At 59.2% G+C, this 12,680-nt stretch carries 15 protein-coding genes; 6 read left to right on the forward strand and 9 right to left on the reverse strand.

What is annotated here, in order from left to right:
* Positions 1-2: 2 nt before the first annotated feature.
* The gene (locus tag E2F50_RS00265; RefSeq protein WP_133314081.1) at positions 3-1,130 is read right to left on the reverse strand and encodes a DUF2336 domain-containing protein; all 1,128 of its coding nucleotides are present in this window, start codon (positions 1,128-1,130) and stop codon (positions 3-5) included.
* 55 nt (positions 1,131-1,185) lie between these two features.
* Here E2F50_RS00265 and E2F50_RS00270 point away from each other — a divergent pair, with 55 nt between their 5' ends.
* A complete protein-coding gene (locus E2F50_RS00270) occupies positions 1,186-1,962 on the forward strand; it encodes a hypothetical protein (protein ID WP_133314082.1) in 777 nt (258 codons plus the stop codon).
* On the opposite strand, the gene E2F50_RS00275 is transcribed toward E2F50_RS00270, so the two are convergent.
* Both E2F50_RS00275 and E2F50_RS00280 read right to left on the reverse strand, forming a co-directional pair.
* Positions 1,911-2,516 carry a flavin reductase family protein gene (locus E2F50_RS00275; protein ID WP_133314083.1) on the reverse strand — a complete coding sequence of 202 codons (606 nt, stop codon included), beginning with the start codon at positions 2,514-2,516 and terminating at the stop codon, positions 1,911-1,913. The two genes, E2F50_RS00270 and E2F50_RS00275, sit on opposite strands and share 52 nt — an antisense overlap.
* On the reverse strand, positions 2,516-3,103 hold the full coding sequence (locus E2F50_RS00280; protein WP_133315168.1) for a nitroreductase family protein: 588 nt from the start codon (positions 3,101-3,103) through the stop codon (positions 2,516-2,518). The genes E2F50_RS00275 and E2F50_RS00280 overlap by 1 nt, the downstream gene beginning before the upstream one ends.
* A 107-nt stretch (positions 3,104-3,210) precedes the next feature.
* On the opposite strand from E2F50_RS00280, the gene E2F50_RS00285 reads away from it, so the two are divergent.
* Entirely contained in the window at positions 3,211-4,200 is a 990-nt protein-coding gene (locus tag E2F50_RS00285; RefSeq protein ID WP_133314084.1) for a hypothetical protein, read from the forward strand.
* Positions 4,201-4,204: 4 nt separating this feature from the next.
* Here E2F50_RS00285 and E2F50_RS00290 read toward each other — a convergent pair whose 3' ends face one another.
* From E2F50_RS00290 to E2F50_RS00305, 4 genes are all read right to left on the reverse strand, one after another.
* Positions 4,205-5,047 carry a lysophospholipid acyltransferase family protein gene (locus E2F50_RS00290; RefSeq protein ID WP_133314085.1) on the reverse strand — a complete coding sequence of 281 codons (843 nt, stop codon included), beginning with the start codon at positions 5,045-5,047 and terminating at the stop codon, positions 4,205-4,207.
* Between the two features lie 104 nt (positions 5,048-5,151).
* Entirely contained in the window at positions 5,152-7,176 is a 2,025-nt protein-coding gene (gene thrS / locus E2F50_RS00295) for a threonine--tRNA ligase (RefSeq protein ID WP_133314086.1), read from the reverse strand.
* A gap of 125 nt (positions 7,177-7,301) precedes the next feature.
* Positions 7,302-7,655 (reverse strand): membrane protein insertion efficiency factor YidD, encoded by a 354-nt coding sequence (yidD, locus tag E2F50_RS00300; RefSeq protein WP_133314087.1) that lies wholly within the window; start codon positions 7,653-7,655, stop codon positions 7,302-7,304.
* Between the two features lie 2 nt (positions 7,656-7,657).
* Positions 7,658-8,107 carry an iron-sulfur cluster assembly scaffold protein gene (locus E2F50_RS00305; RefSeq protein WP_133314088.1) on the reverse strand — a complete coding sequence of 150 codons (450 nt, stop codon included), beginning with the start codon at positions 8,105-8,107 and terminating at the stop codon, positions 7,658-7,660.
* Between the two features lie 274 nt (positions 8,108-8,381).
* On the opposite strand from E2F50_RS00305, the gene folE reads away from it, so the two are divergent.
* The 3 genes from folE (at position 8,382) to E2F50_RS00320 (ending at position 10,538) form a co-directional block, all read left to right on the forward strand.
* A complete protein-coding gene (folE, locus tag E2F50_RS00310; RefSeq protein ID WP_133314089.1) occupies positions 8,382-8,996 on the forward strand; it encodes a GTP cyclohydrolase I FolE in 615 nt (204 codons plus the stop codon).
* A 15-nt stretch (positions 8,997-9,011) separates the two neighbouring features.
* Complete coding sequence (gene hisI / locus E2F50_RS00315) at positions 9,012-9,473, forward strand: phosphoribosyl-AMP cyclohydrolase (RefSeq protein ID WP_133314090.1); 462 nt, start codon at positions 9,012-9,014, stop codon at positions 9,471-9,473.
* A gap of 102 nt (positions 9,474-9,575) precedes the next feature.
* The gene (locus tag E2F50_RS00320) at positions 9,576-10,538 is read left to right on the forward strand and encodes a patatin-like phospholipase family protein (RefSeq protein ID WP_133314091.1); all 963 of its coding nucleotides are present in this window, start codon (positions 9,576-9,578) and stop codon (positions 10,536-10,538) included.
* 24 nt (positions 10,539-10,562) lie between these two features.
* On the opposite strand, the gene E2F50_RS00325 is transcribed toward E2F50_RS00320, so the two are convergent.
* Complete coding sequence (locus tag E2F50_RS00325; protein WP_133314092.1) at positions 10,563-10,997, reverse strand: CBS domain-containing protein; 435 nt, start codon at positions 10,995-10,997, stop codon at positions 10,563-10,565.
* A 103-nt stretch (positions 10,998-11,100) separates the two neighbouring features.
* Positions 11,101-11,859, reverse strand: a complete 759-nt coding sequence (locus E2F50_RS00330; RefSeq protein WP_133314093.1) for a rhomboid family intramembrane serine protease — start codon at positions 11,857-11,859, stop codon at positions 11,101-11,103.
* Between the two features lie 212 nt (positions 11,860-12,071).
* Here E2F50_RS00330 and E2F50_RS00335 point away from each other — a divergent pair, with 212 nt between their 5' ends.
* Positions 12,072-12,665 (forward strand): PAS domain-containing protein, encoded by a 594-nt coding sequence (locus E2F50_RS00335; protein WP_161973922.1) that lies wholly within the window; start codon positions 12,072-12,074, stop codon positions 12,663-12,665.
* The last annotated feature ends 15 nt before the right edge of the window (positions 12,666-12,680 follow it).

The following is a 12,680-nucleotide window of genomic DNA, read 5'->3' on the forward strand; positions in this document are numbered from 1 at the left end:
AATCACGCAGCCAGCGCGGCTTCGCTTGCCCAGGCGCGAGCGGTCAGCCGCGTTTCGGACCGCTGCAGTTTTTCGACGATCTCAATGATCTCATCCACTGCCGTATTGTCTGGCTGCAGGATTGCCAGCTTCTTGAGGAGCAGGCCGCAGATGCTTCCCGTAGGGCCGCCCGCTGCCGCCTGGCGCCAAAGGAAGACACCTTCAACAAAGATGCCGGAGACTTCTCGTGCGAGGCCGCAGGATTCGAACAGCGCACGGACAGCATGCATTCTGCCTGTCGCGAGGATCGGCCTCACACGCTTCTGATCCAGACCGGACAGTGCCACGACCGCGCCGGTGAAGAAATCGAGTTTTTCGGTGCAGAGCGCCTGAACCAGCAATGCCGGCGTCAACCGACCTGCCGCGCGAAAGTGCTCTATCAGAATCGGGATCTCTGCCTGAGAAACCACACCTGCAATCGAAATGGCGGCGGCCTCTTCGGCTTCTCGGGTCACACGATCAATACGTCTTTGGCCAAGCATGCCGCGTACCAGATCCGAATTTGCCAAGGCTGCAGTAACATGACCTACCAGCAAGTGGCGGGCATCCGCCGGCAGATCGTCGCGGTCGAGAAGAAGATCGCGGATGGTGCTGCAATGGCCCAGGCGCTCGGCCATGCGGCGAAGCGAAAAGCGGGTGATGGCCGCACCATCGTTTTCAAGCAGCAGGATCACCTCGCCCTCGCTGCCGATCTCGGCAATGGCCGCGGCCACGCCCCGTGACAGGTTGGACCGTGACGCGATAACGCCCCGGGTCAAGCCATCGCCGCGGCCCACGAGGTCAACGAGGTCGGCTTCTGTCAGGACCGGAGATGCAGCAATGACCGTGCAGGCAATTTCCGGCTGATCCTCCGCAAGAGCCGTAACGATAGCGCGTGGCGCGTGGGGAGAAGTGGAAAGCGCCTGCGCAAGCGCGAGCCGCACGCGAGGAGACGGATCGTCGAGAAGGTAGGTCATAGCGAGTGCTGCGGCCTGTTGCTGATCGCCCCCCATCTGCGAATGCAGATAGGCGCGGCCCAAAGCATTCGCCGCCTTGGCCCGATCGCTTGCCTTTGCCGTTTCCGTCCAACGAAGAAATGCCTGTACGATCACCACGCGCCTCGATTACACCTGCCGGGACTCATTGCGACCGGCTGGATCCTAAGCTATGGCGGAAACGTTTAAGATTGGTTCACCACGTTCATTAACCTTGGCGGCCAAGGCTTTGCAGAGCTGGAGGCACCGATCCTGGCTGATCTTGCCACTCAGCGAACTAGCCCAAAAACGCCCACAAGAGGCCGACTGGATCGTTGTGGATCTGACAGATCCGGACTCGGTCTCGCTGGAGGCTCCTGAAATTCCGGAACATGGTTTTACTGGCGGGAGCCAAAGGCTGGCAGCCCTCCTCCCCTGCTGGAGCGCCCCCCATGCGCAGGTGGCACTTACGCGTGCCCTTCAACTTCGAACATCTGCCGTGGTCCTGTCTGCAGCCGAAAATGGTGCCGAGGTTCAAAGGCTGGACGTTCTGCTGCGCGTCGAAGAAGCGCGAATAGGCTTAAAGGGTGAAACCGCCATCGTGGCGATGCTCAGCGACGCAGGGCTACTGGCCGCGGCGAGCTTTCGGCATTCCAGCTCCCGACTGGCTGCCGTGGCGTTGCAGGCTGGTCAGCCTCCCATTGATAGGCGAAGCCATTTTTCGCAATTTGCGCGAGCGCAACTGATCCTGGCGGCACGCGCAGCAGGAGCGCTGGCGATCGACGCAACCTCGGCGGCGACCGATCCTGATGCTTTCAGGGATGAATGCCTGGACGCTTATCACAGCGGCTTTGCAGGCAAATTCTCGGTTCGGCCAGATCAGGTCGCAACAATCAACAATGCCTTTGCCGCCACCGTTCAACCGGAAGGCCGCTCAAGCTCAAATACGTCTGCGCCACCGTCCGCGTAGTCTCGATACCCCATGCGGCCGATCGGACGGGACAAGCTCATATCGATCCGCCCGTCACGGATGATGTCCTGGCTGATATGGATACCTATAACCTGGCCGAAGACCATAAAGGAATCAGTTTCCTGCCCGTCCAACCCCTTAGGCCGAATGATCTCCGTCAAGCGGCATTCCAAAGCCGTACTGGCTTCCGCTACGTAAGGTGCATCCACAAGCTCTGCGGCTTTCGCCGTCAGACCTGCCAGATCGAACTCGTTCACGCCATATTCGACTGGAGCCGAGGACGCATTGACCTGTTCTGCCAGATGTCGGCTCGCCAGGCTTGCGGTGAAGACGCCTGTTTGCTCGACATTCATCATGCTGTGCTTGCGGCCCGAAGACGCGAACATGACGATCTTCGGGCTGTCGGACACGATATTGAAGAAGGAATAGGGAGACAGATTGATCGAACCGTCGCGGCCTTTGGTGCCGATCCAGCCGATCGGGCGCGGCGCCACGATCGCCTTGAAAGGATCATGCTTCATACCATGCGCATTGGTGTCCGTGCGGTAGAACATCAAGCCATGCTTTCCCCGGCATAAGTCACCACGTCTTGAAGGTTGGGCCGCGGCCGGTCCGGTGCAGGAAAGTCGGTTGAGCCGATATGGATGAAGCCCGCTACCTTTTCGGTCGGCTGAATGCCGAGGGCAGCCATTGCCCTTTCGTCATAGGCAATCCACTCGGTGCGCCAATTGGCAACGTAGCCGGCCGCATTGGCAGCCATCAACATGTTGAGGCAGACGGCTCCCGCCGACAGAACCTGTTCCCATTCCGGGATCTTTACATGCGGCGCCGCGGTGCTGACGACGGCAACAACCAGAGGGGCGCGGGTAAAGCGGGCCCGCTCAGCCAGTCTGGCGGCGTCCGCCAAATCCGGATCAGCCTCAAGTGCCAAGGACAAAAACACTTCGCCAAGGCTTGCACGCACGTCACCCCGGTAGACAATGAACCGCCATGGCGCAAGCTTTCCGTGATCCGGCACCCGGCTGGCGGAGGTGAGAATGCCTTCTAGCTCATCGTGAGTCGGGCCAGGCTCCTTGATCTGCGCGACGGGCGTCGAATGTCTGTCCCGGAGATAATCAATGAGTTTGACGTCATTTCGCATGTCGAAGGCTTTCATTTGGATCTTGAAGTGCGGAAGGTCTTGAAATTACCTAGGGCTTGGTCTTCAAGTGGCGGTTCATAAAACAAGAGTCAACCGGTCCACATCCCATGCAAGGCATTCCCGCTGCAAACTGCCTTATCCTCGCCGGGCTGCTGACGCTCAGCGCGGCTGCGGAAGCTGTGGCGGAGGACGACGCCTTCAAGAGCTTCCATCAGCTGAACAGCACAAGCAAAATGCCGAAGCTCAGCGCCTTTTCGGCAGCACCCGGATTGTCGGGTGTCGCTGCGAAAGATGTGCGCTTCGAGGCCAAGCTGACCGCCAATGGCGACGTGATGCAGGACGGTCTTGCCTGGCGCGTCTTCAGTCCGCTCGCGGGCCAGGATGGCAAGCTGCCGCTGGTTGCCAGTTCGGACGGTGGTTCGGCGGCTTTCCAGCTCGCTCCTGGCGACTACTTCGTCAATGTTGCCTTCGGGCGCGCCGGTGTGACCAAGAAGGTCACGGTTCCGGCCGAGGGCAACGTCGAGAAGCAGACCCTGATTCTCGATGCCGGCGGCTTCATCCTCAATGCCGTGGCAGGATCGGATCAGCGCATTCCGCCGGCGCAGTTAAGCTTTTCCGTTTATTCGTCGGAAGTCCGCGACAATGGTGACAGGGCCCTGGTCATGTCCGAGGTCAAACCGAATACGATCGTCCGGCTTGCTGCGGGCACCTATCACGTTGTCTCGGAATATGGCGACATCAACGCCGTGGTGCGGGCCGACATCCAGGTCGAGGCTGGCAAGCTCACCCAGGCTGTATTGCAGCACAAGGCGGCGCAGATCACCCTGAAGCTCGTATCTCAGACTGGCGGCGAGGCTATTGCAGACACGGCCTGGTCGGTGCTGACCGCTGCCGGGGATATCGTCAACGAAAGCGTTAGCGCTTTCCCCACCATGGTTCTGTCCGAGGGCGGCTATCTGGCGATCGCGCGGAACAAGGACAAGATCTACCAGCGCGAATTCAGCGTGAAGGCGGGTCTGAATGCGGATGTCGAAGTCCTGATGCGTGACGCAAAGACGACCGCATCCAACTTAAATGCTGCCGAACCGCAGGATTGATCGATCAGACGGCCTTTTGCAGCAAGCGTTGCTTGCGAGCCGGCCTCATGACGAAGACGGCATCATGGAGCATTGCTAAGAGATCCTTGCGGTCCTGTATCCCAGCCATTTCTTCCCAAGTCATCATCTCGCCTACCCGAGCACGGATCGAGCTTCCGGAGAGGCGCTTGAACTCGCGGATCAGCAGGGAAAGTCTTAAGGTCATCGATATGCGGCTGGCGATATGAAACAGCCTGCCATTCTGCCCTTCGAAGTAGATAGGTACCACATTGGCACGCGCAGCCTGGATGAGTTTGGCCGGGAAGATTTTCCACGGCAGATCCTCGGCCCGCCCAAAACCTTTTTTGGCCGTTGCAACGCCACCTGCCGGAAAGATGATGATCGTCGTACCCTCTTTCAGGAGGCGCAGCGCTTCATGGCGTGTCTGCATATTGAGTGCGACCGCCTCCTTCGTTTCGTCGAAAGAGACAGGCAGAGAATAAGCGCCCATTTCAGGCACTTTCAGAAGTTCGTTATGGATCAGAACTCGAAACGGCCGGCCCAGCTGCTCTGCAAGCGTCAGCACCGCAATTCCATCGCCTATGCCGAATGGATGGTTGGCGACAATCACCAGCGGCCGATCCGGGGCGATGGCGGGCGGCCAAGTGCCGTCGATTGCTAGATCGACGTCGATGAGATCCAGCATCTTGCCGAAGACCCGATCCGTTTTTCCGACAATGTCGCTGCGCCAGATATCGTAGAGCCTGGCATAGCGGTCACGGCCGGAAAGGCCCTCGATAGAGCGGATGAACCAGCGCTTGAAGCGCGGATCTTTTTCGTTCGAGTATGAAAGTTCCTTGAACCGCAAGCCAGTCTCCGCGGCACATGTGCCTGTCGCAATGTAATTGGAATATGGCAAGCATGTTACAGGATTCTGACAGCGCCCCTGATGAGGAGCGCTGTCAACGTAGCTTAAGCCACCTTGCGCCGTGCCAGCTGGCGCCTGCGGACGTCCGGAGGCGTTGCCTCCTCCACCAGAGAGGTGATTGCCTCGTCGAGTAGCATCGGCGTCTGTGCCTGGGATCCCAGGCGGCGGATGTTGACGGAGCGCTCTTCAGCCTCCTTCTTGCCGCAGACGATGATGACCGGCACCTTGGTGACCGAATGCTCGCGGACCTTGTAGTTGATCTTCTCGTTGCGGAAGTCGGTCTCCACAAGCAGACCCGCGTCCCGAAGCGCCTCAGCCACTTCGCGTCCGTAGTCGTCGGCTTCGGAGGTAATGGTCGCGACCACCACCTGTACCGGCGCCATCCACAAAGGCAGATGTCCGGCAAAGTTCTCGATCAGAATGCCCAGAAAACGCTCCATGGAGCCGCAGATGGCGCGGTGGATCATCACCGGCTGCTGCTTTTCAGAATTCTGGTCGATGTAGAATGCGCCAAAGCGTTCCGGCAGGTTGAAGTCCACCTGCGTCGTACCGCACTGCCATTCGCGACCGATGGCGTCCTTGAGCGTGTATTCAAACTTGGGACCATAAAACGCCCCCTCGCCCGGCAGAATGTCGGTCTTGATACGGCCTTCCGACTGCTCCTCGATCGTCTTGAGGACTTCCATCATGACCGCTTCAGCACGATCCCAAAGCGCATCCGAGCCGACCCGCTTTTCCGGCCGGGTCGAGAGCTTCACGACGACTTCATGGAAGCCAAAATCCTCGTAAACCGACAGAATCAGCTCGTTGATCCTCAGGCACTCGCCTGCCAGCTGTTCATCGGTGCAGAAGACATGTGCATCATCCTGGGTAAAGCCACGGACACGCATCAATCCGTGCAATGCGCCGGATGCTTCATAGCGATGTACCAGACCGAATTCGGCAAGCCGTATAGGTAGTTCACGGTAAGACTTCAACCCATGCTTGAATATCTGAACGTGGCCGGGGCAGTTCATCGGCTTCAAGGCGAAGACGCGCTGGTCCGCCTCCTTGTCGTCCGGGTTGACGAAGGCATGCGCGGACTTAACCCCGAACATGTTTTCGTTGTACCAGCCCCAGTGACCGGAGGTTTCCCAAAGCGATTTGTCCAACACCTGCGGCGCGTTCACCTCTTCATAGGTTCCAGCCAGCCGACGGCGCATATAGGATGTCAGGGCCTGGAAAATACGCCACCCCTTGCCGTGCCAGAAGACGACGCCCGGACCCTCTTCCTGAAAATGAAACAGGTCCATTTCCCGGCCCAGCTTGCGGTGGTCACGCTTCTCCGCTTCGGCCAGCACATGCAGATATTGGTCAAGCTCTTCCTGCGTCGCCCAGGCAGTCCCGTAGATGCGCGTCAGCATCGGGTTGTTGGAGTCACCGCGCCAATAGGCTCCGGCAACCTTCATAAGCTTGAACGCCGTGCCGATCTGACCCGTTGAGGCCATATGCGGGCCGCGGCAAAGGTCGAACCACTTGCCCTGCCGGTAGATCTTCAGATCCTGATCTTCAGGAATCGCATCGACCAGTTCCACCTTGTAGGCTTCGCCCATATCGGCGAAGGTCTCGCGGGCCTTGTTGCGCGGCCAGATTTCCTTGGTGAAGGCGTCGTTGCGCGCGATGATCTCCTTCATCTTCGTCTCGATCTTCGGCAGATCGTCCGGCGTGAAGGGCCAATCCTCCTGGCTTTCAGGATGCACGCGCTTGAAGTCGTAATAGAAGCCGTTTTCAATGACCGGGCCGATCGTCACCTGCGTTCCCGGCCACAGGCTTTGTACCGCTTCCGCCATCACATGCGCCGCGTCGTGCCGGATAAGCTCCACGGCGCGCGGGTCAGTGCGGGTGACAATCTCGATCCTTCCGTCGACGATCGGGTCGGAAAGGTCTCGAAGACTACCGTCGACTGCAACGGCAACGGCTTTTTTGACCAGAGATTTCGAAATCGATTCGGCAACGTCCCGGCCGGTCGTTCCAGCGGCGAATTGGCGAACGGAGCCATCGGGAAATGTAAGGGAAACGGATTGCGACATGACGATCTCCTGTCCAGTCCCGCCAACGAATGCGGGTGGTGACAATAGGCCGGCGGAGCGAAATGGCCGGCGTTAACGGGCGCCGTGATAGTGGGTTTTGCCCCGTTAGTAAAGCTGGCGGACCATCAGGAGCGCAGGTAGCGCCAAGGCGTCCACCAGTGCTGCCGGGGCGTCAGCTCGCCAGGAACGGGATCCAGTCCGCTTGTCCCACCCGGGCCGCAGCGGGCCACCCGGAAAAGCGTCATCCATCCGCCGGGCCATAGTCCGTGACGGGCAATCGCTTCATAACCGTATTCGGAACAGGTCGGGATGTGCCGGCACGAATTGCCCACGAATCCGGAGAGAGTCAGCTGGTAGAACCTGATCAACGCCATGCCCAAGAGCCGTCCCGGCGTCTTCGCGAAGGCACCCGACCAGTTGCGGGACAGGTTTCGCCTGCCTGAGATTGTAGAGTTCTTGGCGTCATGGCTTTCACACATGACTAGGCCGTGGCAGTCGCGGTATCGTTCTGTGCTTCGACCTGAGCAATTGCATCCACGACCGCTTCGAAGGTTAGCATGGTCGACGGGTGGCGTGCCTTATAATCCTTAACCGGCTTCAGGTAGCGCATTTCCTCGAACCGTCCCGTGGGGCCCTCACCGCCCTCCTTGAGCATGGCGACCATTTCGTCGCGCGCCTTGCGGATCTCGTCGGCGCTTGCTCCCAACACATGTCGCGCCATGATGGAGGATGAAGCCTGGCCCAGCGCGCAGGCCCGCACCTCATGGGAAAAATCCGTCACCACGCCCTCATCCATTTTGACGTAGACGCGCACTTTCGAGCCGCAGAGCTTGGAATGCTTTTCGGCAACGGCCTGGGCGTTGGGCATGGCACCGGTGAGGGCAATATTGCCGGCGAACTCAAGGATCTTGGTATTATAAATGTCTTCCATGGACGCTCGCTTGGCAGCCCTGAGCAGTGAACACATCATCCACAGCGGCGGCCTATCGAAAAAATGATCTCGCTCTTATATGTGGTGGAAAGCGGCGATCATCAAGGAAACATTGTTTTCATGAAATCCTGCGGTAATGGAAACGGAATGCCTTGCAATAACCGATGTTCGCGGATCAAAAAGCGGCAGTCGATCCGAGACCAGCGGAATGTACTGGTTTGATATTACAGCTAGTCGGTCGGATGTGGCCTTGAACCGCATCGGGAGATGTTAAATGGATGCCATTGTGAAGAATTTCCCGTCGTCCAAGGGAGAACAGGTCCGCCCCACGCAACAGGAGGCGGAGGAAGCCGTTCGAGTCCTTTTGCGCTGGGCGGGTGATGATCCTGGCCGTGAAGGCCTTCTCGATACGCCGAAGCGCGTTGCTGCCGCCTACCAGGAACTATTCGCAGGCTATGATCAGGCGCCTGAAGACGTCCTCGGCCGCACGTTCGAGGAGATGTCGGGTTTCGACGATATCGTGCTGGTGCGGGATATTCCATTCTTCTCCCACTGCGAACATCACATGCTGCCGATCATCGGCAAAGCCACAGTCGCCTATCTTCCCAAGGGGCCGGTTCTCGGCCTGTCGAAGATTGCGCGCGTGGTCGAGATTTTCGGCCGCCGGCTGCAGACGCAGGAGAACATGACGGCGCAGATCGCCGCTGCCATCCAAGACACGCTGCAGCCACGCGGTGTCGCGGTGGTGATCGAGGCTCAGCACATGTGCATGGAGATGCGCGGCGTGCAGAAGCAGGGTTCGACAACGCTGACGACGACCTTTACCGGCGAGTTCAAGACCAATGCCGCCGAGCAGGCTCGCTTCTTTACGCTCGCGCGAAACCGCTGATCGCTTGGACCGATTATGACAGTGCTATTTCCCCCGCCTCCCGTCGACAAGGCAGCGCTCGAAGGCGCCGGCGCCTTCACTCCGCGATTCGACGGTGCTGGATTGGTGACCGCGGTGGTGACCGATATCCGCGATGGCGAACTGCTGATGGTGGCCCATATGAATGCCGAAGCCCTGCGGCTGACGTTGGAAACAGGGATCGCCCACTATTACAGCCGCTCGCGCGCCAAATTGTGGAAAAAGGGGGAGACGTCCGGCAATCTGCAGACTGTCCACGAAATACGGACCGATTGCGATCAAGACACGGTTTGGCTGAAAGTGTCCGTCAGCGGTCATGATGCTGCCTGCCATACAGGTCGCCGTTCCTGCTTTTATAGAAAGGTCAAAGTGACCGAAGGTCAACCGCTGCTTGAAATCGGAGACGATCAGCGTCATTTTGATCCAACAATGGTCTATTCTAGCAAGAGCACCGAGTAGAGCCGCACGCTTCCTGCCGCATTTCGTTGATAAACGGTTTCGCAACCTGCCAGTGTTTAAATTGGTTGTCGCCGTGGCGATTGGCCGGAAGGGTGTTAGTCGATGCTGAACTGGAGTTGGAACCGCCCTGATCGGCAGACTGTCGCTGCCGACGGCGGAGGTGGTCGTGCATCGGCTCCGCTTCCCCCTGCCAAGATCGAACCTCCCCGCAAGGCCAAACTGGCACTTGCACTTGGCGGTGGCGCAGCGCGCGGCTGGGCGCATATCGGCGTCTTGAAGGCGCTCGACGAGGCCGGCATTGAGGTCGGAATGATCGCAGGCACGTCGATCGGGGCACTGGTTGGCGGTTGTTACCTTGCCGGTAAACTGGACGAACTGGAACAGTTCGCCCGCTCGCTCACCATGCGGCGCATCGCCGGTTTGCTCGACCTAACCATTGGCGGTGGCGGTCTGTTGGGCGGCATGCGGCTGACCAAACGGATGCAGGAGCACGTGGAGGGGCTGGCCATCGAGGATCTCGGACGCCCCTTCGTCGCCGTCGCGACCGAACTCCACACGGGTCATGAAGTGTGGATATCGAGCGGCTCACTGATCACGGGCCTGCGGGCTTCCTATGCGCTTCCGGGGATTTTCGAGCCGGTGAAATGCAACAACCGCACGCTGGTCGACGGTGCACTCGTCAATCCCGTCCCTACTTCCGTCTGCCGTGCCTACGAGCAGCCGCTTGTGGTTGCCGTCAACCTCAACTATGAAATTTTTGGACGTTCAGCCGTGGTCAAACACAGCGCGAGCATCCAGCCGATCGAGATGGAGCAGCGCAACCGAGCCGGCAACGTCCGTGTCGGCGTCACAGGAACCATGGTCCAAGCCTTCAACATCATCCAGGAGCGCATATCGCGCGCCAGGCTCGCCGGCGACCCACCGGACCTTGCCCTGCATCCCCGCCTGAGCGACATCGGCCTGTCGGAATTTCATCGTGCCGGCGACGCCATCCAGCGAGGCTACGACGAGACAATGGCGCAGATCTCGGCGCTCAAGCGCATGCAGGAAGTCTTCGCTCTCTAGCGCAGACTCTATACCGCCACCCCGTCAGCCTGCAATATAAGCCTTGATGTGCTCGGCCTCCAGTTCCACCTCGCGGATCCGCGACTTCACCACATCGCCGATGGAAATGATGCCGATCAGTTTTCCATCCTGCTCGACAGGCACGTGACGGAAGCGACCTGCGCTCATCATTCCCATGAGGTCGTCGACGCTCTGCTCTTCGCGGCAACGCTCGACATTCGTCGTCATCGTCGCCTTCACAGGTTGGGCCAGCACATCAGCACCATTCACCGCGATGGCTCGCACAAGGTCTCGTTCCGTGAAGATGCCGGAAATTCGATCTTCCATTCCGGTGATGACGACCGCGCCGATCTTCTTGTCGTTCAGGATCTGCGCCACCTCGAGCAAAGTCCGGTCGGGATCAACGGTGACGACGTCGCGCCCCTTGGTGTCCAGCATAGTCTTGACGGTTGTCGACATGGCTCTCTCCTCACCAATCAGTTCGCACTCGGCGACCCCTCCAGCTCGCCAAAAGCGCGCAGTCCTCCTGCGGCTGAAACTTTAGAACGGCCTTACAAAGAGATCAAGGCGTGGTGATCACGGTACGCGCCGGGCGCTTCACGTCGAACAGAGCAAAAAGCAGGAAGCCGAAGAGGAAGCCGCCAATGTGGGCATCCCATGCGATCTCACCCGATTCCGCACCCATGAGCGGAAGCCCCAGCGCAATCAGAACATTGCCGAGCAGCCACATGGCCATGAAGATCATGACCGTCCGGTTGCGGAATGCGGCAAGGATCGGCTGGCGCGGGTAAAGATGGCCCGACACCCGATCATAGCCCCGCCCCACGGGGAAGGCGAAGCGGCATGCGGCACCCATCAGGGCTGATACAACGCCAGAGGCCCCAACCAGCAGCGTCTCGTCCCCCCAATGCAGACCTGCGTGAAAGAACGCCGATGCTGCCGCCGAAAAGATCCAGAAAAGGACATATCTGACGGTGCCGATCCGGCGAACGACAGGAGCTCCGAATGCGGCAAGCCAGAGGGCGTTGAACCCGATATGCTCGATGCTTCCATGCAGCAGCGAATAGGTTACCGGGGTCCAGAGCCATTCCAGGGGCTGCCCGGAACTCAGATAATCATAACGCAACGGCGTAAAGCCGAAATGCACGATCACATAAGCCTGCATGTCTTCGCTAAGAAAATAAGCCCAGACAGCATAAACTGCGACCAGCAGGGATAGCGTTGCAACCAGGCTGCGCGGCAGGTTGAAAATCGGCTGCGAAGCAACCGCCTGAGCCTGCCTCTCACCCTCTTCCGGAGCCAGATTGCGCTTCTCGTCCATGCTTGTCCTTCCGTAATTGCTTCAGCCTTACAGGAGGGCATTTTGAAAAGGAAGCAGGTCACTCCCGCAGACCGGTAGCGGAGATGCTCAACAACGGAACCTGCTACCAATCCTTAACCATAGCCACCTGCTCGTGGCACGATTTTCGCTGCAGTTCAGTTTCCGGTCGCGTCTGTGGCGTGACCTGTATTGGAATGGAGCACGCATACCGAATGCAAAACCAGGCAAGCAGACAGGTCTTCGACTACTGGATCCAGCTGCGCGGCAGCCGCCCTGCACCGCTGCGCACGGAAATCGATCCCGTGGCTTTGCGCCGCATTCTGCCGCATCTGTTCATTGCCGAAAGTGGCCCTCAAGAAACGCTCTCCTTCCGCCTCGCAGGAACACGTATCTGCGACCTGTTCGACCGAGAGTTTCGCGGCAGTTCTTTCGGCGCCATCTGGACGGACGGGGAAAGCAGCCGATCTCTGGAGATCGTTCAGAACGTCATCCATTACGAGCAGCCGGCCTTGCTTCAAGTCAACGTCGCAAAGGATGAGGAAGCATATCATTATGAGATGCTTCTGCTCCCCGTTCGTTCAGGAGGGTCGCACAGCGACCGCGTCCTTGGCGCGCTCCTGCCCCAGCAGGAGCCAGTCCCAGACACAGCATTTCCGGCAGTCGGTCTTGCGCTTGAAAGCTGGACCTTGCTCGGAAGCGATAGTGGAGAGCCGCAGATGGACGGGGCTGGCGGAGATGACGGTCCTTTCTCGCGCTTCTGGCGATCGCTTCCGGCTACCTTCGTCAGCCACAACCGCCTGCCCTGAACCGCGACTCTTGGC

This window comes from Rhizobium deserti (genome assembly GCF_004358025.1).
In the GTDB taxonomy this organism is placed as follows: Bacteria; Pseudomonadota; Alphaproteobacteria; order Rhizobiales; family Rhizobiaceae; genus Neorhizobium; species Neorhizobium deserti.